At 31.6% G+C, this 25708-nt stretch carries 21 protein-coding genes and 3 pseudogenes; 23 read left to right on the top strand and 1 reads right to left on the bottom strand.

The genetic code is table 11. The annotated features are described in order from the left end of the window. Positions 1–479 precede the first annotated feature (479 nt). Positions 480–629: a BH0509 family protein gene (locus tag AN960_RS00315; protein ID WP_172795377.1), complete on the bottom strand. Its 150-nt coding sequence runs from the start codon at positions 627–629 to the stop codon at positions 480–482. Positions 630–1067: 438 nt separating this feature from the next. On the opposite strand from AN960_RS00315, the gene AN960_RS00310 reads away from it, so the two are divergent. From AN960_RS00310 to rfbB, 23 genes and pseudogenes are all read left to right on the top strand, one after another. Beyond that, entirely contained in the window at positions 1068–1787 is a 720-nt protein-coding gene (locus tag AN960_RS00310) for a YveK family protein (protein WP_056465337.1), read from the top strand. Positions 1788–1794: 7 nt separating this feature from the next. Further along, positions 1795–2490, top strand: a complete 696-nt coding sequence (locus AN960_RS00305) for a CpsD/CapB family tyrosine-protein kinase (RefSeq protein ID WP_056465335.1) — start codon at positions 1795–1797, stop codon at positions 2488–2490. Next, positions 2487–3260 carry a tyrosine-protein phosphatase gene (locus AN960_RS00300; protein ID WP_056465333.1) on the top strand — a complete coding sequence of 258 codons (774 nt, stop codon included), beginning with the start codon at positions 2487–2489 and terminating at the stop codon, positions 3258–3260. The genes AN960_RS00305 and AN960_RS00300 overlap by 4 nt, the downstream gene beginning before the upstream one ends. Positions 3261–3608: 348 nt before the next feature. Next, positions 3609–4502: a UTP--glucose-1-phosphate uridylyltransferase GalU gene (gene galU, locus AN960_RS00295; RefSeq protein WP_056465380.1), complete on the top strand. Its 894-nt coding sequence runs from the start codon at positions 3609–3611 to the stop codon at positions 4500–4502. Positions 4503–4556: 54 nt separating this feature from the next. Then, positions 4557–6368, top strand: coding sequence for a polysaccharide biosynthesis protein (locus AN960_RS00290; RefSeq protein ID WP_056465331.1), 1812 nt, complete (start codon positions 4557–4559; stop codon positions 6366–6368). 232 nt (positions 6369–6600) lie between these two features. Then, the gene (locus AN960_RS00285; RefSeq protein ID WP_156339570.1) at positions 6601–7137 is read left to right on the top strand and encodes a PglD-related sugar-binding protein; all 537 of its coding nucleotides are present in this window, start codon (positions 6601–6603) and stop codon (positions 7135–7137) included. Between the two features lie 5 nt (positions 7138–7142). Continuing rightward, positions 7143–7766 (top strand): sugar transferase, encoded by a 624-nt coding sequence (locus AN960_RS00280; protein WP_056465327.1) that lies wholly within the window; start codon positions 7143–7145, stop codon positions 7764–7766. 41 nt (positions 7767–7807) lie between these two features. After that, positions 7808–8761, top strand: coding sequence for a glycosyltransferase family 2 protein (locus tag AN960_RS00275; protein WP_056465326.1), 954 nt, complete (start codon positions 7808–7810; stop codon positions 8759–8761). Between the two features lie 9 nt (positions 8762–8770). Continuing rightward, the gene (locus AN960_RS00270; RefSeq protein WP_056465324.1) at positions 8771–9556 is read left to right on the top strand and encodes a glycosyltransferase family A protein; all 786 of its coding nucleotides are present in this window, start codon (positions 8771–8773) and stop codon (positions 9554–9556) included. A gap of 218 nt (positions 9557–9774) precedes the next feature. Next, positions 9775–10968, top strand: a complete 1194-nt coding sequence (locus AN960_RS00265) for a glycosyltransferase (RefSeq protein ID WP_056465322.1) — start codon at positions 9775–9777, stop codon at positions 10966–10968. Positions 10969–10972: 4 nt separating this feature from the next. Continuing rightward, a complete protein-coding gene (locus tag AN960_RS00260; RefSeq protein WP_056465320.1) occupies positions 10973–12292 on the top strand; it encodes an O-antigen ligase family protein in 1320 nt (439 codons plus the stop codon). A gap of 88 nt (positions 12293–12380) precedes the next feature. Then, positions 12381–13529, top strand: a complete 1149-nt coding sequence (locus AN960_RS00255; RefSeq protein ID WP_056465318.1) for a CDP-glycerol glycerophosphotransferase family protein — start codon at positions 12381–12383, stop codon at positions 13527–13529. A gap of 37 nt (positions 13530–13566) precedes the next feature. After that, complete coding sequence (locus AN960_RS00250; RefSeq protein WP_056465315.1) at positions 13567–15099, top strand: lipopolysaccharide biosynthesis protein; 1533 nt, start codon at positions 13567–13569, stop codon at positions 15097–15099. A 276-nt stretch (positions 15100–15375) separates the two neighbouring features. Then, on the top strand, positions 15376–16395 hold the full coding sequence (galE, locus tag AN960_RS00245) for a UDP-glucose 4-epimerase GalE (RefSeq protein WP_056465313.1): 1020 nt from the start codon (positions 15376–15378) through the stop codon (positions 16393–16395). Between the two features lie 240 nt (positions 16396–16635). Then, a complete protein-coding gene (locus AN960_RS00240; RefSeq protein ID WP_056465311.1) occupies positions 16636–17265 on the top strand; it encodes a DUF1919 domain-containing protein in 630 nt (209 codons plus the stop codon). Positions 17266–17314: 49 nt separating this feature from the next. After that, positions 17315–18542 (top strand): annotated as a pseudogene (locus AN960_RS23805) (transposase); the annotation flags it as partial. Between the two features lie 467 nt (positions 18543–19009). Next, positions 19010–19636 (top strand): annotated as a pseudogene (locus AN960_RS00225) (anaerobic carbon-monoxide dehydrogenase catalytic subunit); the annotation flags it as partial. A 450-nt stretch (positions 19637–20086) separates the two neighbouring features. Beyond that, positions 20087–20983 (top strand): annotated as a pseudogene (locus AN960_RS00220) (phosphohexomutase domain-containing protein); the annotation flags it as partial. Positions 20984–21193: 210 nt separating this feature from the next. Next, a complete protein-coding gene (gene tagU, locus AN960_RS00215; RefSeq protein WP_056465378.1) occupies positions 21194–22114 on the top strand; it encodes a polyisoprenyl-teichoic acid--peptidoglycan teichoic acid transferase TagU in 921 nt (306 codons plus the stop codon). 209 nt (positions 22115–22323) lie between these two features. Beyond that, positions 22324–23202: a glucose-1-phosphate thymidylyltransferase RfbA gene (gene rfbA / locus AN960_RS00210; RefSeq protein ID WP_056465307.1), complete on the top strand. Its 879-nt coding sequence runs from the start codon at positions 22324–22326 to the stop codon at positions 23200–23202. Between the two features lie 18 nt (positions 23203–23220). Further along, positions 23221–23781, top strand: coding sequence for a dTDP-4-dehydrorhamnose 3,5-epimerase (gene rfbC / locus AN960_RS00205; RefSeq protein WP_056465305.1), 561 nt, complete (start codon positions 23221–23223; stop codon positions 23779–23781). Between the two features lie 5 nt (positions 23782–23786). Next, positions 23787–24647 (top strand): dTDP-4-dehydrorhamnose reductase, encoded by an 861-nt coding sequence (rfbD, locus tag AN960_RS00200; protein ID WP_056465303.1) that lies wholly within the window; start codon positions 23787–23789, stop codon positions 24645–24647. 3 nt (positions 24648–24650) lie between these two features. Beyond that, positions 24651–25661 carry a dTDP-glucose 4,6-dehydratase gene (gene rfbB, locus AN960_RS00195; protein WP_056465301.1) on the top strand — a complete coding sequence of 337 codons (1011 nt, stop codon included), beginning with the start codon at positions 24651–24653 and terminating at the stop codon, positions 25659–25661. Positions 25662–25708 lie beyond the last annotated feature (47 nt).

Below are 25708 nucleotides of genomic sequence, written 5' to 3'. Positions count from 1 at the left end.
GCTTTTTTATTTTTATAAGGCAGAGGCTTGGATAGAGAAATGCACTTTTATTGTTTTTAATAAAAAAATAGACAAATTTTTTATTAAAAATTAAATAAAAAATTTTTTTTTTTGTACTAACCCTATTAAACAAAATGCTAGGGTAAAAACGTACAAATTGTATACAATTTTTATAACTAAACAACAAAAATAACCAATCTGTTTATTTACCATATATTGGTAATATTAAAATTTCGATATAACAAAAAGATGCATAAGAAATACTCTTTTAAAATTTTTGTATCTCAAGTTGAGGTAAATAGTCAGAGAAGTAGGAATTTTGTTGTCTTTTGTTTTATCGAAAATAAGAGGAAATATAAGTAATTGGATACAGCATTTACATATGAAACATTGGTAAATGAAAAAGCTAGGTGAATCCAAATTAGGAAGTTCACCTAGCTTTTTATTTTATAAGTGCAGTAAACCAAAGTTGTAAGATCTTACTCAGAGTGATGTAACATATACGTATAAGCCGTGTCGTAAAGGTGCTCTAAATCAGCATCTGTCATGAAAACTAAGTCCTCAGTTGATAATCCTTTTGTTAATTCCAAAAATTGAACCATGTTTTTACGCTCTTCTCTACTCATCATTAACAACACTCCCTTTGATTTAAATGATTGATTAATTTGTATTCAATCTGTTTTAATACAGTATATTTATTTATTAGTTATTATATAACAGTAAAACCAAAATGTGCTAGTGATTTTTACTAAAAAGGTAAAAAAACATTTTTACGATTTCAGTAATTATTATTCAATTTACAACATATGAATTATTCTAATATAATATCTATTGTTACAATTTTCATTAATGAATGTAACATAACTAGACCAGTTTGTAAGGGTTTCCATAAAGTGGGTAAATAATCCGACAAAATACCTTTTTTTATGGTAAATTTAACCAAAATCCCCTATATGTTGATTAATTTTTACTTAACTTTTTGTTAAGTAATTGTTATACTAGGCACTGTTGAATCTGAGTGTATATTTTAATAGAATAATAAACGTATAGAATTTAAGGAGGAAGCGATGGAAGAGACGATTAGTTTACAGGAATTATTCGGCGTTATTAAGAAACGTCTAATCATGATAATTAGTATTACAGTTGTAGCCACGGTGGTTACAGGAGTCATTAGCTTTTTATTTTTAACCCCGATTTATCAATCTTCAACACAATTATTAGTTAATCAAAAAGAAACAAAAGATTCTTCGATTTATCAAAATAACCAAGTACAAACAAATGTTCAATTGATCAACACATACAATGTAGTTATAAAGAGTCCAGCTATTTTAAATGAAGTTATTAATCAATTAAATTTAGATTATACAGTTGCAGAACTGACGGATAATATCACAGTTGCAAACGAAGCAAATTCACAAGTATTTACTGTTTCTGTACAAGATCCTGATCCAAAGCAAGCACAAGCGATTGTGAATACGATTGCAAGTGTATTTCAGGCAAAAATTAAAACAATTATGAGTGTAAATAATGTAACTGTTTTAGCAAAAGCAGATTTAAGTGAAAATCCGATTAAACCAAATAAGAAATTAAATATTGCAATTGGTTTTGCTGTTGGATTAATGCTTTCAGTTGGTATTGCATTCTTACTTGAGTTTTTAGATAACACAGTAAAAACTGAAAAACAACTTGAAGAATTATTAGAATTACCAATTTTAGGTGTTATTACTGAAGTATCAAAGGGGAAAATTACTCCTAAAATAAATTTAAAAATGGGAAAGGGTGCGTAAACGTAAAATGGTTAGAAAAATGGCTAAAGAAAGTTTAAAAAGATTTCTTATTACATTAACAAACCCTAAATCACCATTTGCAGAGCAATATAGAACGGTTCGTACTAATATCCAATTTTCTTCAATCGATAAAAAAATAAAATCGATTTTAGTAACATCTTCCGAGCCTTCAGAAGGTAAAACAACGACAATTGCCAATCTTGCTGTTACATATGCTCAGCAAGAAAAGAAAGTTCTTTTAGTAGATGCAGATCTACGTAAACCTCAATTGCATTCCGATTTTAAATTAGAGAATTTTAAAGGTTTAACAACTGCAATTGCGCAAGAAAAGTCCTTAAAGGACGTTATACAAAAAACTGATATTAGCAATCTATCCATTCTAACTTCAGGACCAATACCGCCAAATCCATCTGAGCTATTATCTTCAGAAAAAATGAAGAAGTTGATTGCACAAATGTATGAACAATATGATGTGATTCTTTTTGATGCTCCTCCATTGTTAGCAGTTACTGATGCACAAATCATTTCACAAGTATGTGATGGTACGATTTTAGTTGTCCGTAGAGGATACACGGCAAAAGAAAAAATTAAAAAAGCAAAAGAGCTATTAACATTAGTAAACGCAAATATTCTAGGTGTTGTGTTAAATCGAGCGGAACAGGATAAAGACGGTTATTACGATTATTATGGTAGCGAAAAATGATTGATCTTCACTGTCATATTTTACCAGGCCTAGATGACGGTCCAATTACAATGGAAGATAGTATTAATATGGCTCGAGCAGCCGTGGACAATGGGATTCATACAATTGTTGCATCACCTCATCATCAGAACGGACGTTACAATACAGACAGAAAAAAGATTTTAGAAAAAGTAGAAGAGCTAAATTATGTATTAAAACAAAAAGCTATACCTTTAACAATATTACCAGGGCAAGAGGTAAGGCTTTATGGGGAATTGATTCAAGACTTTGAGCTTAATCGAATTGTTTCAATTAATGATGGAAGACGCTATTTACTATGCGAGCTTCCGTCATCCCATATACCACATTTTACTAAAAAGTTATTTTATGAGATGCAAGCAAATCGAATTATACCGATACTTGTACATCCTGAACGGAACAAAGTTCTTATAAACGAACCAGATATTCTTTTTGAATTTGTCCAAAAAGGGATTTTAACTCAACTAACTGCTTCATCAATAACAGGAACATTCGGTAAAAGAATTCAGAAGTTTGCTTTTAAATGTATTGATGCGAATTGGGTACATACAATTGCATCAGATGCTCACAATACGAAAAATCGGAATTTTGAGTTATTAGATGCGTATGGGATCATTCGAGAAAAATATGGAATAGAAACTGAGTTCCTAATGAGAGAAAATGCACAATCAATTGTAAATGGTGATATTCTTTATCCAGAACAACCTTTTAAAATAAAACAAAATATTTTTAGTCGTTTATTAGGAATTTAATAAATGAATGGTGATATCTCCTTACCGTTATCAATGGAGGTACTCGGCTTTACTGTGGTAGATGATTTTAAAAGTGTTTTGCTTACTTTAGACATGTGATTAGTTCCAGTGAAAAAATTCAATCATCGGACTAATACTTCATATTCTGTAAGATAAAACATGTATTATAAATATTCCTTTACTTAGACGCGAGTCGTCAAGAGTATGGTGTGAGGATGGGTTAGATGCCCTAAATTATATTTGATATAAATGAAAATAAAGTTTCTTTTTGTGTATTTATTCGCATGAATATAGAAGGAGAAACTTTATATTTTTTGGGGAAAGAAAGCGATGGGGGGACTTAGAGAAATGAAGAAAGTAAGAAAAGCAATCATACCGGCTGCGGGATTAGGAACACGCTTTTTACCTGCAACAAAAGCAATGCCGAAAGAAATGCTACCAATCGTAGACAAACCAACAATTCAATACATTGTTGAAGAAGCAATTGAATCAGGAATTGAAGATATCATTATCGTAACAGGTAAAGGAAAACGTGCAATTGAAGATCATTTTGATTATTCATATGAGCTAGAACAAAATTTATTAGAAAAAGAGAAATATGCGTTATTAGAACAGGTTAAAGCGCCGTCTAATATCGACATTCATTATATAAGACAAAAAGAACCTAAAGGACTAGGTCATGCGGTGTGGTGTGCACGTAATTTTATCGGTAACGAACCATTTGCAGTATTGCTTGGGGATGACATTGTTGAAGCAGAAACACCAGGATTAAAGCAGTTAATTGACCAATATAACAATACTTATTCATCTGTTATTGGTGTACAAAGTGTTCCGGAAGAAGAAACGCATCGTTATGGAATTGTAGAACCAATTATGCAAGAAGGTAGAAGATATGAAGTACAAAACTTTGTTGAAAAGCCAGCACCAGGTACAGCTCCTTCTAATTTAGCAATCATGGGTCGCTATGTATTTACACCTAAAATTTTTATGTACTTAGAAGAGCAATCAATTGGTGCAGGTGGCGAAATTCAATTAACAGATGCCATTCAAAAATTAAATTCAATTCAACGTGTGTTTGCATATGACTTTGAAGGAAAACGTCATGATGTTGGTGAGAAATTAGGGTTTATTAAAACGACAATTGAGTTTGCTTTACAGCATGAGGACTTAAAAGAAGATTTATTGAAATTTATGGATGAAGTTTTAAAAAAAACTGATTTTAGTTTAAGAGAAATAAATTAAAGTTATGTGAGTAATTTAGTTGATTTTTTTGGAATTGAGTAAGGGGGATATATAATGTCATATCAAAAAAGAATTTCACTTTTAGCATTTCTCGATTCTATAATCGTTCTTACCTCTGTTTATTTAAGTTATTGGTTTTTATATCCAAATATATTTGATGATATCCCACCTTTTTTAATTATAGGTTCAGTTACAATTTTAATTTGTCATCATATTTTTGCTTTCTATTATAAGCTCTACAAGAAATCGTGGGAATACGCAAGTGTTGGAGAACTATTTCATATTTTTAAGGCAGTATCATTTTCTATTGCGATTACTGCAATTGTGCAGTTAGTTTTTACAAATGGAATTTATATTCGTGTCTTAATGATAACTTGGATGCTTCATATATTACTAATCGGCGGTTCTCGTTTTGTTTGGCGGATGATCCGTGATTCATTTATTGCTAAGTCTACAAACAAAAAGAGAACTTTAATTATTGGGGCTGGAAAAGCAGGGACAATGGTAGTACGTCAGTTAATTAGAAGTAATGATACAGAACTATGTCCTGTTGCATTTATAGATGATGATCCAGCAAAGTTTAAATTAGAAATAATGAATATTCCAGTTGTGGGTAAAACAAATGAAATTGAACAAGTTGTTGAAGATTACAATATTGAAACAATCATAATTGCTATGCCATCTTTAAATAAAAAAGGAATTAATTCCATTTTTCAAGAGTGTAGTAAAACTAAGGCTAAAACCCAAATTGTTCCAATGTTAGAGGATATACTACAGGGGAAAGTTGCAGTAAATGAATTTAGAGAAGTAAAAGTAGAAGAGTTATTAGGAAGAGATCCAATTCAACTAGATGATGAAGGAATTCTAGATTCTATAAAAGATAATACGATTCTAGTAACAGGAGCAGGTGGATCAATAGGTTCAGAAATCTGCCGTCAAGTTTTAAAATACCAACCATCAAAAATTGTTCTATTAGGTCATGGGGAAAACAGTATTTATACAATAGAAATGGAATTAAGAGAAACATATAAAGATAGTATTGAAATAATTACTGAAATTGCTGATATTCAAGATCGAAATAAGATATTTGAGGTCATTGATAAACATCGACCATATGTAATATATCATGCAGCGGCGCATAAGCATGTACCGTTAATGGAAAGAAATCCTGAAGAAGCGGTAAAAAATAATGTGTTTGGAACAAGGAATGTGGCAGAAGCTGCAGATACATTTGGAGTTAATACATTTGTTATGGTATCAAGCGATAAAGCAGTTAATCCTACAAATGTGATGGGAGCAACAAAAAGGGTCGCAGAAATGGTAGTCCAACAAATGGCTTCTGCTAGTAATACAAAGTTTGTTGCGGTTCGATTTGGAAATGTCCTTGGTAGTAGAGGTAGTGTTATTCCATTATTTAAAAAACAAATTCAAAAAGGAGGCCCTGTTACGGTAACCCACCCAGATATGATTCGTTACTTTATGACAATTCCAGAGGCTTCACGGTTAGTAATACAGGCTGGTGCCATTGCTAGGGGTGGGGAAATTTTTGTCCTGGATATGGGTGAGCCAGTTAAGATTGTGGATCTAGCAAAAAACTTAATTACAATGTCAGGCTTTTCAACTGAAGAAATAGAAATCGAATTCTCAGGAATTCGCCCTGGAGAAAAATTGTTTGAGGAATTATTGAATGAAAATGAGGTTCATCCAAAGCAAATTTTTCCTAAGATACATGTGGGTAAGGCAGTCCTTTTGGATCGTGAAATTATTGAAATGTTTATGAATGATTTTGATAATATGAGTAAAGAAGTAATACGTGAAAGACTCTTAGATATGGCTAATTATAAATCTCTAGTTCATATTCGATGAAATTGATATTTAATACTAACTAGATTACATTTCATATAAAACACATAGAAAATTAGCCATTAGGTAATCGAGAACTTGAAAAAAATATCTGGTCAAAGCATTATGTAAGTATTGAAAAAATAGTGAGAAAAGTAGTGAGAGGTTATTAGTATTTTAGTAGATTTTTAAAAGTGCTTATTTCTAATTAAACACTAAGCTACTCTCCTAGGATATAATAATGGAGCTGATTTTCTTGAAAGAAAATTTACTAATACTGGGCGCTGGTGGTCATGGAAGAGTAGTTAAAGAAACTGCTATTGCAATGGATTGTTTTGCCAAAATTGATTTCCTAGATGACTACTCTGATATAGCGATAGGAATTTGCAATGATTATAGATTGTTTGTTAACAAATACAACTATGCTTTTGTTGCTATAGGTAACAATGAGCAGAGGATGAGATGGCTTGAAGAATTGATTGAAGCAGGCTTTCAGATTCCAGTGCTGATGCACCCTACTGCTTATAAAAGTCCGTTAGCGAGGGTTGACCTAGGATCTATAATTTGCGCAAAGGCAGTTGTTAATACAAATGCAAAACTAGAGAAAGGCTGCATCATTAGTATAGGAGCATTAGTGGATCACGATAGTTTTGTTGGTGAGGGTTCACATATTAATTCAGGTGCTATTGTTAAAGCAGGATGCAGAGTTGACCGACAAAAGAAATTAGATGCTGGTAGGGTTTATTCTAAAAAAAAGAAATTAAGAGAATATAGTTTTGAAGCTGGGGTGTGAGAAAAATGTATTTGAAGGTAAAAAGGTTTATTGATATTATTCTTTCTTTCTGTGGGTTATTCTTTTTATCACCAATATTTTTACTTCTTATCTTGGCGATAAAATTGGATTCAAAAGGTCCAGTGTTGTTCAAACAAAAACGTATCGGTATTCATAAAACTCATTTTCATATATTAAAATTCCGAACAATGAGTATAGATACACCAAATGACACACCAACACATCTTTTGGAAAATCCAGAGCAATACATTACAAAAATGGGTAAATTTATGAGGAAAACTTCTTTAGATGAGTTACCACAAATATGGAATATATTTGTTGGACAGATGAGTATTATTGGTCCAAGACCAGCACTGTGGAATCAATATGATTTAATTGCTGAACGAGATAAATATGGAGCTAATAATGTGCTACCTGGACTCACTGGGTGGGCGCAGATTAATGGTAGAGATGAGCTACCTATAAAAATAAAGGCAAGGTTGGATGGGGAATATGTTAAGAAAATAAGTTTTTGGATGGATGTTAAGTGCTTCTTTGGGACCATCGTAAGTGTTGTAAAGAGTGAGGGCGTTGTTGAAGGTAAGACTGGAACATTGGAAGAAAAAGAGGTCGAAGAAAGTGTAGTATAAAATGACGTCCATTAATTCAAAAATAGGAGGAAATTAAGATAATGGCAGTGGGGATTGTTAGCTTTAATAACCTCAATGATTTTGAGGATGGTAACAAATTGGTTGTACTACCGCTAGTTAGCGTAATCGTTGCAACCTATCGACGGGATACATCCTTGGAAAAAGCACTGGTCTCACTTATGAGACAAACATATGAACATGTAGAGATTGTTGTGGTTGATGATAATGCAGATGGTACATGGAATAATAAGGTCAAATCTATCATTGATAATTTTGAGCCTCAATTAAATAAGAGGATTAAATATATTCAGAACAAAGTTAATAAGGGTTCAGCCGAAACCAGAAACATTGGTATTAAAACTGCTTCTGGTGAATATATTACATTTCTTGATGATGATGATATTTATTTACCAAACAAAATTAAAAATCAGGTAGAGTTTATGATAGAAAACGAGACTGATTTTTCCATAACTGATTTATTCCTTTATGGTGAAAATGGCAAACTGCTTGAAAGGCGTAATCGGAAATATATCAAGAAAACAACTAAAAGTGATTTACTTAGGTACCATCTCATGCACCACATGACAGGAACCGATACAATGATGTTTAAAAGAGAATTTATAGTGAGTATCGGAGGCTTTCCTCCAATTAATGTAGGTGATGAATTTTATTTGATGCAGAAAGCTATAGAGTCTGGAGGTAAATTTGGCTATCTGTCTGTCTGTGATATTAAGGCATATGTTCATACAAATACAGATGGACTATCAAGTGGGAAAAGTAAAATTGAGGGTGAAAATAATTTGTTTGAGTATAAGAAGCAATTCTTTTCACAGCTAACTAAAAAGGATATTCGATATATAAAAATGAGACACTTTGCCGTACTGGCTTTTGCAGAGTTAAGAAGAAAAAAATATACTGACTTTGCTAAGTATTCAATCAATGCATTTATCACATCACCTATTTATAGTTTGAAACTATTATTAAAGATAGGATAGGAGAAAATTATGAAATTAGAAGTTTTAGTTTCAACCATGCATCAGAAAGATAATAGTTTGTTAGAAAAAATGAACATTCATTCAAATGCAATATTTATTAATCAGTGCGATAAAGTTATATTTGAAGAATTTCCATATAAGGGAAATATTATAAGATTTTTATCTTTTAATGAACGTGGAATTGGTTTAAGCAGGAATAATGCACTTATGAGGGCAACAGGAGATATTTGTTTATTTGCTGATGATGATGTTATATATAATGACGAATATGAAAATATTGTATTAAATGCATTTAAGGGTGATCCAAATGCAGACATAATAATTTTTAATGTACCAAGTTTAAATAAAGAAAGAGAGAACACTGCTGAAATTAAAAGAAATTCACAAGTCAATTATTTTAATTTTATGAGGTATGGGGCAGTTAGTATAGCGTTTAAAAGAGAAAGTATAAAAAAAGCAAATGTATATTTCTCCTTATTATTTGGTGGTGGAGCTAAATACAGTGCAGGTGAAGACACACTCTTCTTATTTGAATGTTTACAAAAAGGATTAAAAATATCTACAAATACCGCTCAAATAGGTACAGTTAGTCAAAAAGACTCAACTTGGTTTAGGGGCTATAATAAAAAATATTTTTATGACAAAGGGATTTTATATGCTACTCTTTCCAAAAAACTCTCTTATTTGTTAATTTTACAGTATGCAATAAGAAAGCATAATTTGTATAAAAACGAAATGGGCATGATTCAAGCAATAAAATATATGAGTGAAGGTAGAAGAAATAATTTTGTATAATGTTAAGTCATCTAGCAGTAGAAAATTAAAATCATATAGGGTTGATGACTTGTATGAAGATATAAAAATTATTTTTATATTAAAATACCGAATATGAAAATATTTTGTTAAGCATTCAATAAAAATTTCTATTAGTAATGATTCAGAAAAGATGGATTAATAGATTTAGATTATATTTATATTTTTATTCTAGAAATGAAATAAAGTTGGAGGATCGTATGGCTAATGGAAAGAAAAAAGTGCTTATTGTGAATAATAACCTTGCAACTGGTGGAGTACAGCGTTCTTTAGTAAATCTTATTAACCAAGTAAAAGATCAATATGATCTAACACTATTTGTATTTGATTACAGTGGAGACTATTTAAAATTAATACCTTCACAGATAAAAGTAATCGAGGCACCACCATTATTAAAATTGCTCGGTATGTCACAAGCACAAACAAAAAAAATGGGGTTTTTGTTCTATGCTATTAGGGCTACTTTTGCTTTATATACAAAAATTTTTAGTAATCATTTACCTATCTCCTTACTTGTTTCGACTCAGAAGAAGTTATCAGGGTTTGATATTGCAATTTCATTTTTGCACAATGCTGATAAAAAATCCTTTTATGGTGGGTGCAATGAGTTTGTGTTAAAAAGAGTAAATGCAAAACAAAAGATTACATTTTCTCACTGTGATTTTTTAAATTATGGAGGGAATACATCCCGAAACCGGGAAGTATATAGGTATTTTGACAAGATAGCCGCTGTATCAGAAGGGTGCCGACAAAGTTTTATAAAAGCCATTCCAGAGCTGGCGAAGAGAACTCATTGTGTTTATAACTGTCATAACTATAATGAATATATTAATAAGGCTAACGTTAACCCTGTTAAATACCCCAGAGAAAGTTTAAATATTGTGACAGTTGCTCGACTAAGTCCTGAAAAAGGGATTTTAAGAGGGATAGATGTCATAAATAGACTCGTTAAAGAAAATTACAAGATACGATGGCATCTCGTTGGTGACGGTTCACAAAAAAGTGAAATTGAGAATCAAATTTTAATTAATGATTTGTCAGAGCACGTTATTTTATATGGCAATCAGGATAATCCATATCAGTATATTAAAAACGCAGACCTATTTTTTCTTCCTTCATTTCATGAAGCAGCGCCAATGGTATTTGATGAGGCTAAATGCCTTGGGGTACCAATATTTACCACAAATACTACATCTGCAGAGGAAATGGTAAGAGAGGGATTTGAAGGTTTTGTTTGCGAAAATAATGAAGAAGAAATATATAACAAATTAAAAAGAGTTCTTGACGAGCCTCTTTTTATTGAAAAGTGTAGAGAATATCTAAGTGCACAAAACCACACAAACGAAACAGCAATCGAACAGTTTAGTAAGTTGGTATCAGATGAGGAGCTGTAAAAAAATGGAGCAAGTTAGGAAAAAAAATGTAAAATTATTAATTTTAGCCTTAATAAGCGTACTTAGCCTCTCAATTGGACATGTTTTTAACAATCAAATATTACTATTGGGTTCATTGCTGATGTTTACAGGAGTAGCATTGGTTCCTCACAAAAAATACTTTTTACCAATTATGCTGTTTTATCTTCCATGGTCCCCAGTTCTAAAGACGAATCCAGGTACGCTTACATTCTTTACTCTAGTTGTACCTTGTGTCTTCCTTCTTATGATCTTGAATGGGTTTACCAAGTCAATATCTTCAAAAGTGCATATATTTCTGCCACTTTTTTTTATAGCATATACACTGGTGGTTAAAATGTTGAAGGGCCTCTCCATTGATATGTCTTATTTATTTTTTATCATGATGCTCTTTTTTATTCCTATTTACGTCAATAGATACAGGAAGGAGATGGACTTTGAAACGTGTGTATTGTATTTAACGGCAGGCGTTTTGTCGGCTTGTATTGCTGCAAAAATACTGATGAATTTTCCACATATGCTTGAATATATAGATGTTTATGAATGGGAAAACATTGGTTTAACAAGATTAAGTGGTTTTTATGGTGATGCTAATTTTTACTCAGCGAACATCCTTGTAGCAATCGGGTCACTTCTAATAGTTATGTACAAAACGAGAAATAAAACATTGATAGCATTTCAAATTTTTTCCATAATGGCCTTATTGTATTATGGTATGCTTTCTGTTTCAAAGATGTTTATAATATGTATCGCTTTAATAGCTGTCCTTTGGATGTTTGGTCTTATATTAGCAAAGCGTAATTTTTCATATAAGATTGGAATGGTGTTGACCATATTTTTTATTGTGGGAATCGCTATTGCAAGTAATTTGTTCTCCGAACAGTTTGATCTTTATTTATTAAGATTTGGAATGGTTACGGATACTCAGTCATTAACCACCGGGAGAAGCGTATTGTTTGATATGTATATTAATTATTTGTTTTCAAGTAATTTCAAGTTGTTTTTTGGAGATGGACTTTCTTCATTGGAATTTGTTAACGAAAGAGCCTCTCACAATACTTTAATACAAAGTATATATCAAGTCGGTGTAATTGGTTCAGTTTTTTTAATTGTTTGGTGGGGAATGGTTTATTCTACATTATCTAATAAAGTGAAACTAGGCAATATTGAAAAATACTACTTTTTGATATTAATAATTGCTTACTTTTTTTCATGGTTTTCACTGGATATGTTATTTTTTGATGAGTTTTTCTATATAACACTCTTGTCAATATTAGCAAAAAATTATTTGGCGACAAATCATTAAGTGCGGGGTTTTGTAAGAGGTAGATTTGATGAGACTTTAGGTGATTTCACAAAAATATATTAATAATTAAGTACAAGGCGGAATTCTCATGAAATATAAACTTATTGGAATATATATGATTTTAAAATATTTCCTTTTTTTGATATTGGGGTCGCTACTTAAAATACATCCAAGTTATAGAAATATTTGGATTATAGCGGAAAGAGGATATGATGCACGTGATAATGCATACCACTTTTTTAATTATATTATGTCGACTTCTGATCGACATAATATTTATTACGTAATAGACAAAAATTCTGAAGATTTTTCAAAAATTCACCAACACTCAAATATTATACAACATAATAGTTTTAAACATTGGTTATATTTCGCTATTTCTTCCTATAAAATTAGTACACATATAATGGGCTATTCCCCTGATATGTATATTTTTTATTTGCTAGATAAATATTCTCTTATTTTTGGTAAAAAGGTATTTCTACAGCATGGAATAATTTATAATGATTTTCCTCAACTATATTATCCTAATGCTAAATTAAATTTATTTATATGTGGTGCTAAGCCCGAATTTGAATATGTTAGTAAGAATTTTAATCATCCCCAAGGAGTGGTGAAATACTTGGGCTTATGTAGATATGATAATCTGTCAAATAACAAAACTGATCGCATTATTTTGATTATGCCAACTTGGCGCAGTTTTCTATCAAATTGTAAAAGTGATATTGAGTTTATGGAAACAGATTATTATAAGAATTATAATAGTTTAATTTGTTCACCGAAGCTATTAGATGTTTTGACTAGGAATAATTATCGGTTAATATTTTATCCGCATTATGAAATGCAAAAATTCGTACATTGCTTTAATAATATAAATGATAGAGTTACTATTGCAAGTAAGACACAATATGATGTACAGCATTTACTTAAGAAGGCACGATTATTAATTACTGATTTTTCAAGTGTGTTTTTTGACTTTGCCTATATGAAAAAGCCCATTCTTTTTTATCATTTTGATAGTGATGAAAATTATAGAAAGCCTGGATATTTAAATTTGAAAAGTTGTTCATTTGGAGATTGGTACTCTAATGAAAGTGATCTAATTAGTGCTATAAGTGATATTATCGAGAAAGATTGTAAATTACCTAAGAATACAGAGAATGAAATTAATGATTTTTTTATCCTACGTGATTCTAATAACTGTAAGAGAACCTACGAAGCAATATTAGATTTATGAGGAGGATAAAGGAAAAGAACAAGAGGTAAAGAAATAAATGAGAGTGGAAAATTCGATTAAAAATTCATTATTTGCAATATCTTTGCAGATTATAACAATAATATCAGGTTTTGTTGTTCGTACGATTTTTATAAAAATGTTAGGTACTGAATACCTTGGTATTAATGGATTATTCAGTAATCTACTTCAAATGCTGTCTCTTGCTGAAATGGGAGTTGGAACAGCCATTGTTTATTCGATGTACAAACCAATGGCTGAGGATGATAAAAAGAAACTGCGGCTCTTAATTAATTTGTATGCTAAATTATATAGTTACATTGGTATCATAGTAATTACAATCGGTTTATTATTAATACCATTTCTAGATAACTTTACCTCTGATGCATCTAATATACCGCATTTGAGATTATACTTTATCATATATGTTTTAAATTCTGCATCCTCATATTTCTTTGTTTATAAAGCATCAATAATAACTGCTGCACAAAAAAACTACATCATTTCAGCTAATAGAATGAAGTTTATATTACTAATGTATATTTTTCAAATACTAGTTTTGTTGTTTTATAAAAGTTATGTTTTATTTTTGTTAGTTTCTTTAGTTGTAAATATTATTATTAATATTAATATATCATTAAAAGCAAATAGAATGTTTCCCTTTATTAAACAAAAAACAAATTCTGTACTACCAAAAAAAGAAATAAATCTTATATTTAAAAATATAGGAGCTTTATTTTTTCATCGCATGGGAACGGTTGTAGTAAATGGAACAGATAGTTTAGTAATATCTAAATTTGTAGGGATAAATATGGTTGGGCTATTTTCCAACTATGTTCTAATTATCGAAGCAATCAATACAATTATTACATTAATTTATAACGCATTAACTGCAAGTGTAGGAAATCTAAATGTTACGGAATCGAAAGAGAAAACATACACCATTTACAAAAATATTCTTTTTTCGAATTTTTGGATTGGGGGAGTATCTTCAATATCTCTCATTATTTTGCTAAATCCATTTATTTCTCTGTGGATTGGTAAGGATTTTACCTTCAAATTATCAGTTGTAATTTTAATTGTAATAAATTCTTATATGACAATTATTAGAAAAACTACATTGGTGTTTAGAGATGCGATGGGGCTTTTTTGGAAGGACAGATATAAGCCTATATTTGAATCTATTATTAATTTAGTAGTATCAATCATTTTAGCACAAAGAATTGGGTTAGCTGGTGTTTTTATAGGTACCTTAGTATCAACACTATCTACTTGTTTTTGGATAGAACCATTAGTTCTATTTAGATACGGTTTTGAAGTTAGATTAAGAGAGTATTTTAAAAGTTTTTTTGTATATTTACTTGTTACTCTTGGGGGAGCAATTTTAACGTGGTCACTTGCAAATACTTTTAATAGTACAAATTTAATAACTTTTATTTATAAATTAATTATTTGTTTAATTGTACCAAATGTAGTGTTTTTAATTGCTTATTATAAGAGACCAGAGTTTATTTATTTAAAAGTTTTATTGTATGGTGTACTAAAAAGAATAAACTTAACTTTTAAAAACTAATGTTCATATATTGTTCATGGAATTTGAAGCTTTATTAGAAATGGAGGATTAGCATCGCATGATCATAAATCCATGCCGTTTTTTATCATCTGTTTCTCATTATCACTTAAGAGTATTTATACTTATTAGTTACATTAGAAAATAACTTCTAGTGCCTGACACCACTATGGAATTTGTCGAAAAGTGGTTGGTACAAGTATAGAAAATTGTAAATTATTGTATTAATACATGTTCTAATGATATTAATCATTAATAGAAAAGAGGAGGGCTTTAATCATGGCTATACTTGTTACAGGTGGAGCAGGATATATCGGTAGTCATACTTGTGTTGAACTGCTAAATTCCGGCTATAAAATTATCGTCCTAGACAATTTTTCTAACAGTAAACCTGAATCATTAAATAGAGTAAAAGAGATAACAGGTAAAGATTTTAATTTTTATGAGGTTGACCTACTTGATCGAGATGCCGTTGAAGAAGTGTTTTCTATTAATCAAATTGAGGCTGTTATCCATTTTGCAGGTTTAAAGGCAGTCGGTGAATCAGTTGAAAACCCTATTAAATATTATCATAACAACATTACTAGTACTCTAATACTCACTGATGTTATGCAAAAGTACAATGTGTATAATATTGTATTTAGTTCTTCCGCTACCGTATATGGAATGGCAAAACAGGTTCCAATTTCGGAAGATTTCTCTTTGGTAGCAACGAATCCTTATGGTCGTACAAAACTTATGATTGAAGAAATTTTACAAGATATTTTTTATTCTAAAAACGACTGGAGTATAGCGTTATTACGATACTTCAATCCAATCGGAGCACATGAAAGTGGATGTATTGGTGAGGATTCTAACGGTATTCCAAATAACCTTATGCCTTACATTACACAAGTAGCGGTTGGAAAATTAAGTGAACTTAAGGTGTTTGGCAACAATTATCCTACTCCAGATGGGACAGGTGTAAGAGACTATATTCATGTTGTAGACCTAGCTAGGGGACACTTGAAAGCATTAGAAAAAGTCATGTCTAGTAACGGAGTTGAGGCATATAATCTGGGGACCGGAAGAGGATATAGCGTACTTGATTTAGTACACACTTTTGAAGAGGTTTCAGGTAAGAAAGTTCCATATGAGTTTGTTGGTCAAAGATCTGGTGATATTGCAGAATGTTATGCGGACCCAACAAAAGCCAAGAGGCAACTAGATTGGGAAGCGGAGAAAGGAATTTCTGAAATGTGTATAGATTCCTGGAGATGGCAAGAAAAGAATCCGAATGGGTATGAACAAAAGTATTAATAAAATCATAGCTGTAAAGAACGGCAAGAAATAGAAAAGTATGAATACACAATTTAAACAAAAGCGAAAGAATAATGCTTAGGCATTTTTTGAACATATATATACTGATGGAAAATCAATTGTGGTGGGGAACATATATTTTCTAAACATCTTGCTTAAAGTATAAAACATAATGACCATCCAATGTAAACATGATAATACAAAATATTATTATATAAATTTGCAGAAAAAGGAGAAAAAATGTTTAACAGGACTTCGAAAGTTTACAGAGCGATAGGAAGAATAAATCGAAAAACTTTTATCAACCCAATAAATAGAAAAAAACTAAAAAACCATGATTTTTCAATAATTTCAAATAACTGTACCGGTTCTCTTATTACTCATGATTTGGGAAAAAGATTTTTAACACCTACAGTAAATCTTTTTCTTTCTACTAGAGATTTTATAAAATTTATTGAGAATATTGATTTTTACTTACAACAGAAAATTGAAGAGATATTTAAGGAAGGTATTAATTATCCAATTGGTAAACTAGGAGATATTGAACTTCATTTCATGCACTTTGAAACTATAATTGAAGCTAAAGAAAAATGGTATGAACGTAGTAAAAGGATAAACTATGAGAATTTGTATATTATCATGGTGGATGGCGATGGTTGTTCTGATGAAATAATCCAACGTTTTGAAAAATTACCATTTAAGAAGGTTTTTTTGACGAATAAAAATTATAAACAATATAATTCGTCTTTTTACATTAAAGGATTTGAAAAGAAACCAAATATTACTGATTTATCTTTGTATAAAAACATATTTGGCCAAAAATTCTACGATAACTTTGATTATGTTAAGTGGCTTAATAATGAAATGTAAAGCATATCAATTAGTTCATTAGGAGGAAATTATGAAAACTCCAAAAACATCAAAATATGATATGTCTTTTAAATATTTCCTTGATATAGCTCCAGAAGAATTAGTGATTAATCCAAGTTCTTTAACGAAATTTCGTAAGCTTCGTTTAAAAGATGTTGGATTATTAGACATGTTAATTGATAAAACAGTCGAAATCGCACTCGAAAAAGAACTAATCAAAAGTACTTTCATTATAGTTGACGCAACTCACACAAGAGCGCGCTTCAATCAAAAATCACCAAAAGAATTTTTAATGGAAAAATCAAAACTACTTCGAAAAGCTGTTTATCAAATTAATGAAGTAATGAAAGAAAAATTTCCTCAAAAACTAACAACTGATGATGTAATCGAAGAACTTGCCTATTGTCAAAACGAAATTCAGGCTGTGGAAAACGAAGAAGCGATTCGTGAATAATCCAAAAGTAAAAGAAAAACTTAACTACTTAAAAGAAATCGTAGAAGATTATCATGATCACCTTGATTTATCAAATGATCCCGACGCACGGATTGGTCATAAAACTACTGATACCTCTTTTTTTGGATATAAATCACATTTAGCGATGAACAAATAACGAATCATTACAGCTGCAGTCATTTCAACGGGCGAGAAAACTGACGGAAGATACTTAAAAACATTGATTGAAAAGAGTCTTGATACAGGAATGAAGATTGAAACTGTTATTGGAGATACAGTTTATTCAGAGAGGGAAAATATCCAATTAACTAACGAAAATAACTTACGATTAGTTTCAAAATTACATCCAACCGTTATACAAGGAAGACGTAAAGAAGAAGATAAATTTGAATTCAACAAAGATGCAGGAATGTACGTTTGTAAAGCTGGACATATAGCGATTCGTAAAGAATATTGCGGAAGAAAAAATGGGAAAAGAAATAAACGTTATAAATATTACTTTGAGATTGAAAAATGTAAAGTATGACCATTCAAAGACGGATGTTATAAAGAAGGCGCAAAAACTAAATCGAATTCTGTCACGATTAAATTAACCGAACATAAGGAACAAGAACAATTTCAGGAAAGTGACTACTTCAAAGAGAAGTCAAGAGTACGTTATAAAATTGAAGCGAAAAATAGTGAATTAAAACACAGAAACGGGTACAATGTTGCAAATTCCTCGGGTCTGATTGGCATGGAAATACAAGGAGCGAAAAAAATAAAAAAGAATAAAGAAAAAGGAGGTATTTCGTTCAATTTTGAACGAAATACCTCCTTTTAAATTTACCATTTTTAGTAGGAAAATTAAATATAGGTGTTTTTCAGTGGCCTCAGTTTTGAAGTGAGGGGTGTAAAAGCCATTAGGAAGGTAATACTGCTTCAAATCATTCTCATGTCAATGGTCTATTATAACAAGATTTTGCCCCAATAAGCCAATGACTTTCTAGGGGGCCGACATATTTCCATCAATAACGAAACGAACTACCCCAAAAAACGGTGAAAATACTCTTCTTACTGTATTATATTCAGGAAGTATGGCATTTTTTTTGAATTGCTCAATTTCAGAAGAATTACATCTGTTCCAAACATAATCCGATATTCGGAAGTTGATTCTGTTATTCGTTTAACTAGGGGGGCAAATCATACATACCAATTCAAGCCAAAAAATAACTTCAAAAAAATATAGTTTTTGAAATCTGAAATAAAGGCTGAAAAAGTCTTTATTTATTTGTTTTTCACGAATGAAAATGCAGTTTTGTGACTGGTCATAATTTATTAGCATAAGAAGAATTGTTAAAGCAAACAGAGTGAAAAGGTATTAATATTTACACGCAATTTGAAATGCTTCCAGCTCATGATTTTCCAGCATTGAAAAACTATGCACATATAAAAGGAAAAAGAAAAATTGGGAAAGTTTGGTTTGATCAAAGTCATTTATTTGAAAAATTCCCTGGAGCTATTTTGGCAACAACAAACTGTGTGATGCCAAAAAAAGGAAGTTATGCAGATCATTTCTGTTCTTATGAAGTAGCTGGATTAGAAGGAGTTACAAAAATTGAAGGAGAAGATTTTTCACCTTTAATTCAACGTGCTTTAGAGTTTTTAAAAGCAAATATGGAATCAGAAGAAGTAATGACAACTGGTTACCATCACGAAACAGTTTTGGCTATTGCACCTGAAATTGTACAAGCTGTAAAAGTTGGGGAAATTCAATGTTTATTTGTTGTAGCAGGTTGTGATACCCAAGGAAAAGGTGGAGAATATTATCGTGAACTTGTGACATCATTACCAAATGATACAGTGGTTCTAACAACATCTTGCGGTAAATTCCGCTTTAATGATGTAGAGTACGGCACAGTAAATGGGACAAACATTACTATAGTTAGATAATATATCATTCACTCTATATCACAAATTCGCTTTTTGAAAAAACCCTGTCACTGGTCTAGAAAGACCCTCCTTTTCCAGAGTGGTAACAATACTGATTTGACTTTTAATCTACTGGCTATAGCAAAATTCCTTAAGATGATCTTTCGCATATTGAATTGCTCTCTTCGGACTTGCTTGAAATCTTTCTGCAAGTAGACCTCCAAGCCCATTTGTATCAAAATCACGTCGTTTGACAGTTTGCAATTGTTCTAGTGATGCAAGTCCTTATTTATTTACAAACAGCCAACGAAAAGCAGTAACAAGAGTTGCAATTGGTTACGAAGGTTATTGGAAAGACCTTTGAACTTGGAATAGGTTAACTGAAGAAATGGGCTCAGATACACTAGGTCAAGTTTTTAAATGGGGTAATTGTGAAAATACTCGCGTCATTAACGAAATACAGAAGAGCACTCCGCATTCGAATTAAGTATTCAGTATGGTGAGCAAGTGAATGCAGACGTATTAATTACAACTGATCCAGATGCAGACCGTTTAGGTGTTGCTGTACGCAACTCTGAAGGTGAGTTTACGATTTTAACAGGTAACCAAACTGGTGCGTTAATGCTTGAGTATTTATTATCTCAAAAGAAATCACTTGGAACTTTACCTGAAAACGGAGTAGTTTTAAAAACAATCGTTACGTCTGAAATTGGACGAGTAATTGCACAAAACTATGGTATTGATACGATTGATACACTTACAGGGTTTAAGTTTATTGGCGAGAAAATTAAAGAGTATGAACAAACAGGTGAATACAAGTTCCAATTTGGCTATGAAGAAAGCTATGGTTATTTAATTCGTGATTTTGTAAGAGATAAAGATGCAGTTCAATCTGTTATTTTAGCTTGTGAAGTAGCTGCATACTATAAGGCACAAGGTAAAACATTATATGATGGATTACTAGAAATCTTTGAAAAGTATGGTTTCTTTAAAGAAGATTTAGTTTCTATGACATTAAAAGGAAAAGATGGAGCGGAGCAAATTCAACAAATGATGAATGAGTTCCGTATGAACCCACCGAAAGAGTTTGCTAGTCTTGAAGTTTCAATAATTGAAGACTATAAGGAAAGTACTAAAACAAGTCTCGAAGATGGTACGACAGTTGACATTAATCTACCAAAATCAAATGTTTTAAAATACATTTTATCAGATGAATCATGGTGTGCATTACGACCATCAGGTACAAAGCCGAAAATTAAATTCTATTTTGGCGTAAAAGGAAATTCTTTAGAAAATAGCATTGAAAAATTAGAAGCTATTAAAAAAGATTTATTAAGTCGCTTTGATCAATAGATAATAAATGCGGATATATTTAAATATACGGCCTTTTAAAATGAGGTCGTGTAATTTTTTTATTTTACTTTATTAAAATTAGTTAACAAACAAATGCAAAAAGTTGTTTAATCAAGTAAGATAGAATAGTATTGTTAAATTTTTACAAATTAAATTCCTAATCAAAGGAGAAAAATCTTGTCCAGATCAGAAAAAAGCTCATCTAAAAAAATGTCCACAACAAAAAAAGTACTATTAATCCTAGTTAGTGTAGTAGTCCTAATCGGTCTAGGAATAGGCGGTTATGCGTATTCAATTTACCACAATGTAAATAAGACAACAGACGCAATCTATAAAGACATAAAGAAAACAGATAAACGAAAAGAAGAAGTAAATGTTGAAAAGAAAGAACCTTTCTCTCTTTTACTATTAGGGGTTGATCATCGCCCTGGAGATAAAGGTCGTTCGGATTCAATGATTGTGATGACGGTTAATCCAAATACACATACAACAAAAATGGTAAGTATTCCGCGTGATACAAGAACTGAAATTGTTGGAAAAGGTAAAGAGGATAAAATTAACCATGCATATGCGTTTGGCGGAATTCAAATGTCTGTTGATACGGTTGAAAACTTCTTGAACATTCCAATTGATTATTATCTTGAAGTTAATATGGAAGGCTTTAAAGATATCGTTGAAGCAGTAGGTGGAGTTGATGTAAATAATGACTTAGACTTTACTTATGATGGTGTTCACTTTACGAAAGGACCAATTCATTTAAATGGTGTAGATGCCTTAAAGTTCTCTCGGATGCGTAAGTTAGATCCTCGTGGTGACTTTGGTCGAGAGCTTCGTCAAAGAGAAATTCTTGAAGCGGTTATTAAACAGGGGGCTTCAATTTCTTCTTTAACAAACTATCAATCTATTTTACAAGCAATTCAAAAGAACGTTGTGACGAATATTACTTTAGATGATATGGTTTCGATTCAAAAGGATTACCGTGAGGCTGCGCAGAATATTAGTAAAACTCAAGTTAAAGGTGAAGGCAAGATGATTGATAAAATTTATTATTTTATTGTATCCAAACAAGAAAAAGATAGTATATCTAATGATCTTCGCCAGCATTTAGAACTACCTTCGGAAACAAAATAACATCTAAATCTTTGATGAAATATTCTTCAAGAACCACCGTTAAAAGTTATCTTTTTAACGGTGGTTCTTTTTTTATGCCTTTTTTACTTCCAATGAGATTTCAACTGAATTCGTCATTCATTCCAATCTCCTAAGAATTTAACCTACACATCCATTTAATCACCAACATAATAATATATATATTTCTAAATGTTTAGGAGGTCTTTGCGATAAAAGGAATTATACTTGCAGGTGGTAGTGGTACTCGACTTTATCCATTAACGATGGTGACTAGTAAGCAGCTATTGCCTGTGTATGATAAACCAATGATTTATTATCCGTTATCTACTTTAATGCTGGCGGGTATTAGGGAGATTTTAATTATATCGACTCCAGAGGATCTGCCTCGTTTTGAGGCACTATTAGGTGATGGTTCTCAGTTTGGAGTTTCGTTGAAATATAAAGTACAGCCAAGTCCAGATGGATTGGCTCAAGCGTTTATTATTGGTGAAGAGTTTATAGGAAATGATTCTGTTGCGATGATATTAGGTGACAATATTTATTATGGCAGTGGGTTACGTAGTATTTTGAAGAAAGCAGCGATGAAGGAAAAAGGGGCAACAGTATTTGGTTATCATGTCCATGATCCTGAGCGATTTGGTGTTGTAGAATTTGATGAGTCTGGGAAAGTGTTGAGCATTGAAGAAAAGCCAGTGGCTCCAAAATCAAATTATGCAGTAACGGGATTGTATTTTTACGATAATCGTGTCATTGAAATTGCTAAAAACGTAAAACCATCTAATCGGGGAGAATTGGAGATTACTTCTGTAAATGAAGCTTATTTAAATTTAGGTGAACTAGAAGTGGAGTTACTTGGTCGCGGTTATACATGGTTAGATACTGGAACGCATGAAAGTTTAGTGTCGGCAACAAATTTTGTCAAAACAATTGAAGAGCATCAAGGAATTAAAATATCTGCTCCAGAAGAAGTCGCTTATATTAATGGGTGGATTGATAAAAAACAATTAGTACGTTTAAGCGAATCACTTAGTAAAACAAGTTATGGTAACTATTTACGAAAAGTTGCAAATGGTGAGATTAAATATTAGCTTAAGGGGTCATTATCAATGAAAATTACAGAAACTTTTATAAAAGGAATTGTAGTTATTGAGCCAACTGTTTTTGGTGATCACCGTGGTTGGTTTATGGAAACATATAATGATTCTAAAATGAAGGATTTTGGAATGGATTTAAATTTTGTTCAAGATAATCAATCATTTTCAGCATTGAAGGGCACGTTGCGTGGATTACACTATCAATTGTCTCCAAAAGCACAAACGAAATTAGTTCGTTGTACAAGGGGTTCCATTTTTGATGTGGCTGTCGATATTCAAAAAGGGAGTCCGACATACGGAAAGTGGTTCGGAATTGAGTTAAGTGCAGAAAATAAAAAACAATTATTCATACCAAAAGGATTTGCTCACGGTTTTATGACTTTAACAGATGATGTGGAAGTCCAATATAAGGTTGATGAGCTATATTCCCCTGAATGTGATCGAGGCATTCTTTGGAACGACCCGGTTATTCAGGTGCAATGGCCAATCAATATTTCACCATTATTATCTGCAAAGGACAAAATCGCACCATTATTAAAGGATGCTGAAAATAATTTTATCTATAAGGAGTAAGATAAATGAAGGTTTTAGTAACTGGATACGGTGGGCAATTAGGATACGATGTCGTTCAAGAATGTGAGCGGCATGGTTTAAATGTTAAAGGCTGCGGTCGACAAGAGCTGGATATTACTAAGAGAGAATCCGTATTTTCTATAGTAGATTCATATAAACCAGATGTTATTATCCACTGCGCTGCCTATACAGCGGTAGACAAAGCTGAAGATGATAAAGAGACTTGCTGGAATGTGAATGTTGAAGGAACGAGATATTTAGTTGAAGCTGCGAAAAAGCATCATTCAAAGTTCATCTATATTAGTACAGACTATGTATTTAATGGGAAAGGTGAAAGTCCTTTTAATGAAGATGGCCAACCAGACCCAATCGGTTATTATGGTTTAACAAAGTATGAAGGTGAAAAAGTTGTTCAATCACTGATCGAAAACTATTTTATCATTCGTATTTCGTGGGTATTTGGAGTTAATGGGAATAATTTTATTAAAACAATGTTAAGACTATCAGAAACTAGAAATGGATTAAATATCGTCGGAGATCAAATCGGATCCCCAACCTATACAGTTGATCTAGCTATATTAATAGTAGATTTAATTAAGTCAGATAAATTTGGAATCTATCACGCAACAAATGAAGGCTTTACTAGTTGGGCTGATTTTGCAAAAGAAATATTCAAACAAACCGACAGTAAAACTTTAGTAAAACCGATTGCATCCGAAGACTACCCTACTCGAGCAGCTAGACCGAAAAATTCGAGATTATCAAAACAAAAGCTAGTAGAAAATGGCTTTCAATCTTTACCTACATGGCAAGATGCATTAGCTAGGTATTTAGTTCAATTAAATAAAAGAGACGAGGTACAATAAAACATGAAAGTAGCTGTTACAGGCGGTGCCGGGTTTATCGGTGGAAACTTTATTCAATACATGATAAATAAATACCCGTCCTATTGCCTATATAATCTGGATGCTTTAACCTATGCAGGTGACTTAACAAAGCATAAAAATATCGAACAAAATGAAAACTATCATTTTATCAAAATTGATATTTCGAATCGTGAAGAAATCATGACATTATTTAAAAAAGAAAAGTTCGACTATGTCATCCACTTCGCAGCAGAAAGTCATGTTGATCGTTCAATAACTGACCCGGGTATATTCGTGACAACAAATGTATTAGGAACTCAAGTTTTACTAGATGCTTCAAAAGCAATAAACGTTAAGAAATTTGTACATGTATCTACAGATGAAGTGTACGGTGATCTAGATTTTGATCCTACAACTTTTTTTACAGAAGATACACCTCTACAACCGAATAGTCCGTACTCTGCAAGTAAAGCCTCATCTGACTTATTAGTTCGTGCCTATCATGAAACATATGGATTTCCTATCAACATCACACGTTGTTCTAATAATTACGGACCATATCATTTTCCAGAGAAGTTAATTCCATTAACCATTTCTCGTGTACTTAATGACCAAAAAGTTCCTGTTTATGGTACTGGTGAAAATATTCGCGACTGGTTACATGTTCTTGACCATTGCTCTGCAATCGATTTAGTAATGCATAAAGGAGAAAATGGGGAAGTTTACAATGTAGGTGGCCATAACGAACGGACAAATTTAGAGGTCGTTAAGCAAATCATTTCTACTCTAGGTAAATCTCAAGATTTAATCCAATTTGTACAAGATCGCTTAGGTCATGACAAAAGATATGCGATTGATCCAAGTAAACTAGAAAGACTAGGCTGGAAACCAACTTATAATTTTGATACAGGGATTGTTCAAACAGTTCAATGGTATGTAGATAATAAGGAATGGTGGGAAACGATTGTTTCTGGTGGGTATAAACAATATTTTGAAAAACAATACGGTAAATAATTAGAAATGAACATGATGAGGGAATTTCATTAAAATAATAAGAGTAA

The sequence above is a fragment of the Bacillus sp. FJAT-25509 genome, assembly GCF_001420605.1.
In the GTDB taxonomy this organism is placed as follows: domain Bacteria; phylum Bacillota; class Bacilli; order Bacillales; family Bacillaceae_G; genus Gottfriedia.
This window is presented reverse-complemented; position numbering and strand designations above follow the sequence as displayed.

Excerpts from the sequence above, each read along its gene's own strand:
- AN960_RS00315 (WP_172795377.1), bottom strand. The coding sequence starts at position 629 with ATGATGAGTAGAGAAGAGCGTAAAAACATGGTTCAATTTTTGGAATTA.
- AN960_RS00310 (WP_056465337.1), top strand. The coding sequence starts at position 1,068 with ATGGAAGAGACGATTAGTTTACAGGAATTATTCGGCGTTATTAAGAAA.
- AN960_RS00305 (WP_056465335.1), top strand. The coding sequence starts at position 1,795 with ATGGTTAGAAAAATGGCTAAAGAAAGTTTAAAAAGATTTCTTATTACA.
- AN960_RS00300 (WP_056465333.1), top strand. The coding sequence starts at position 2,487 with ATGATTGATCTTCACTGTCATATTTTACCAGGCCTAGATGACGGTCCA.
- galU (WP_056465380.1), top strand. The coding sequence starts at position 3,609 with ATGAAGAAAGTAAGAAAAGCAATCATACCGGCTGCGGGATTAGGAACA.
- AN960_RS00290 (WP_056465331.1), top strand. The coding sequence starts at position 4,557 with ATGTCATATCAAAAAAGAATTTCACTTTTAGCATTTCTCGATTCTATA.
- AN960_RS00280 (WP_056465327.1), top strand. The coding sequence starts at position 7,143 with ATGTATTTGAAGGTAAAAAGGTTTATTGATATTATTCTTTCTTTCTGT.
- AN960_RS00275 (WP_056465326.1), top strand. The coding sequence starts at position 7,808 with ATGGCAGTGGGGATTGTTAGCTTTAATAACCTCAATGATTTTGAGGAT.
- AN960_RS00270 (WP_056465324.1), top strand. The coding sequence starts at position 8,771 with ATGAAATTAGAAGTTTTAGTTTCAACCATGCATCAGAAAGATAATAGT.
- AN960_RS00265 (WP_056465322.1), top strand. The coding sequence starts at position 9,775 with ATGGCTAATGGAAAGAAAAAAGTGCTTATTGTGAATAATAACCTTGCA.
- AN960_RS00260 (WP_056465320.1), top strand. The coding sequence starts at position 10,973 with ATGGAGCAAGTTAGGAAAAAAAATGTAAAATTATTAATTTTAGCCTTA.
- AN960_RS00255 (WP_056465318.1), top strand. The coding sequence starts at position 12,381 with ATGAAATATAAACTTATTGGAATATATATGATTTTAAAATATTTCCTT.
- AN960_RS00250 (WP_056465315.1), top strand. The coding sequence starts at position 13,567 with ATGAGAGTGGAAAATTCGATTAAAAATTCATTATTTGCAATATCTTTG.
- galE (WP_056465313.1), top strand. The coding sequence starts at position 15,376 with ATGGCTATACTTGTTACAGGTGGAGCAGGATATATCGGTAGTCATACT.
- AN960_RS00240 (WP_056465311.1), top strand. The coding sequence starts at position 16,636 with ATGTTTAACAGGACTTCGAAAGTTTACAGAGCGATAGGAAGAATAAAT.
- tagU (WP_056465378.1), top strand. The coding sequence starts at position 21,194 with ATGTCCACAACAAAAAAAGTACTATTAATCCTAGTTAGTGTAGTAGTC.
- rfbC (WP_056465305.1), top strand. The coding sequence starts at position 23,221 with ATGAAAATTACAGAAACTTTTATAAAAGGAATTGTAGTTATTGAGCCA.
- rfbD (WP_056465303.1), top strand. The coding sequence starts at position 23,787 with ATGAAGGTTTTAGTAACTGGATACGGTGGGCAATTAGGATACGATGTC.
- rfbB (WP_056465301.1), top strand. The coding sequence starts at position 24,651 with ATGAAAGTAGCTGTTACAGGCGGTGCCGGGTTTATCGGTGGAAACTTT.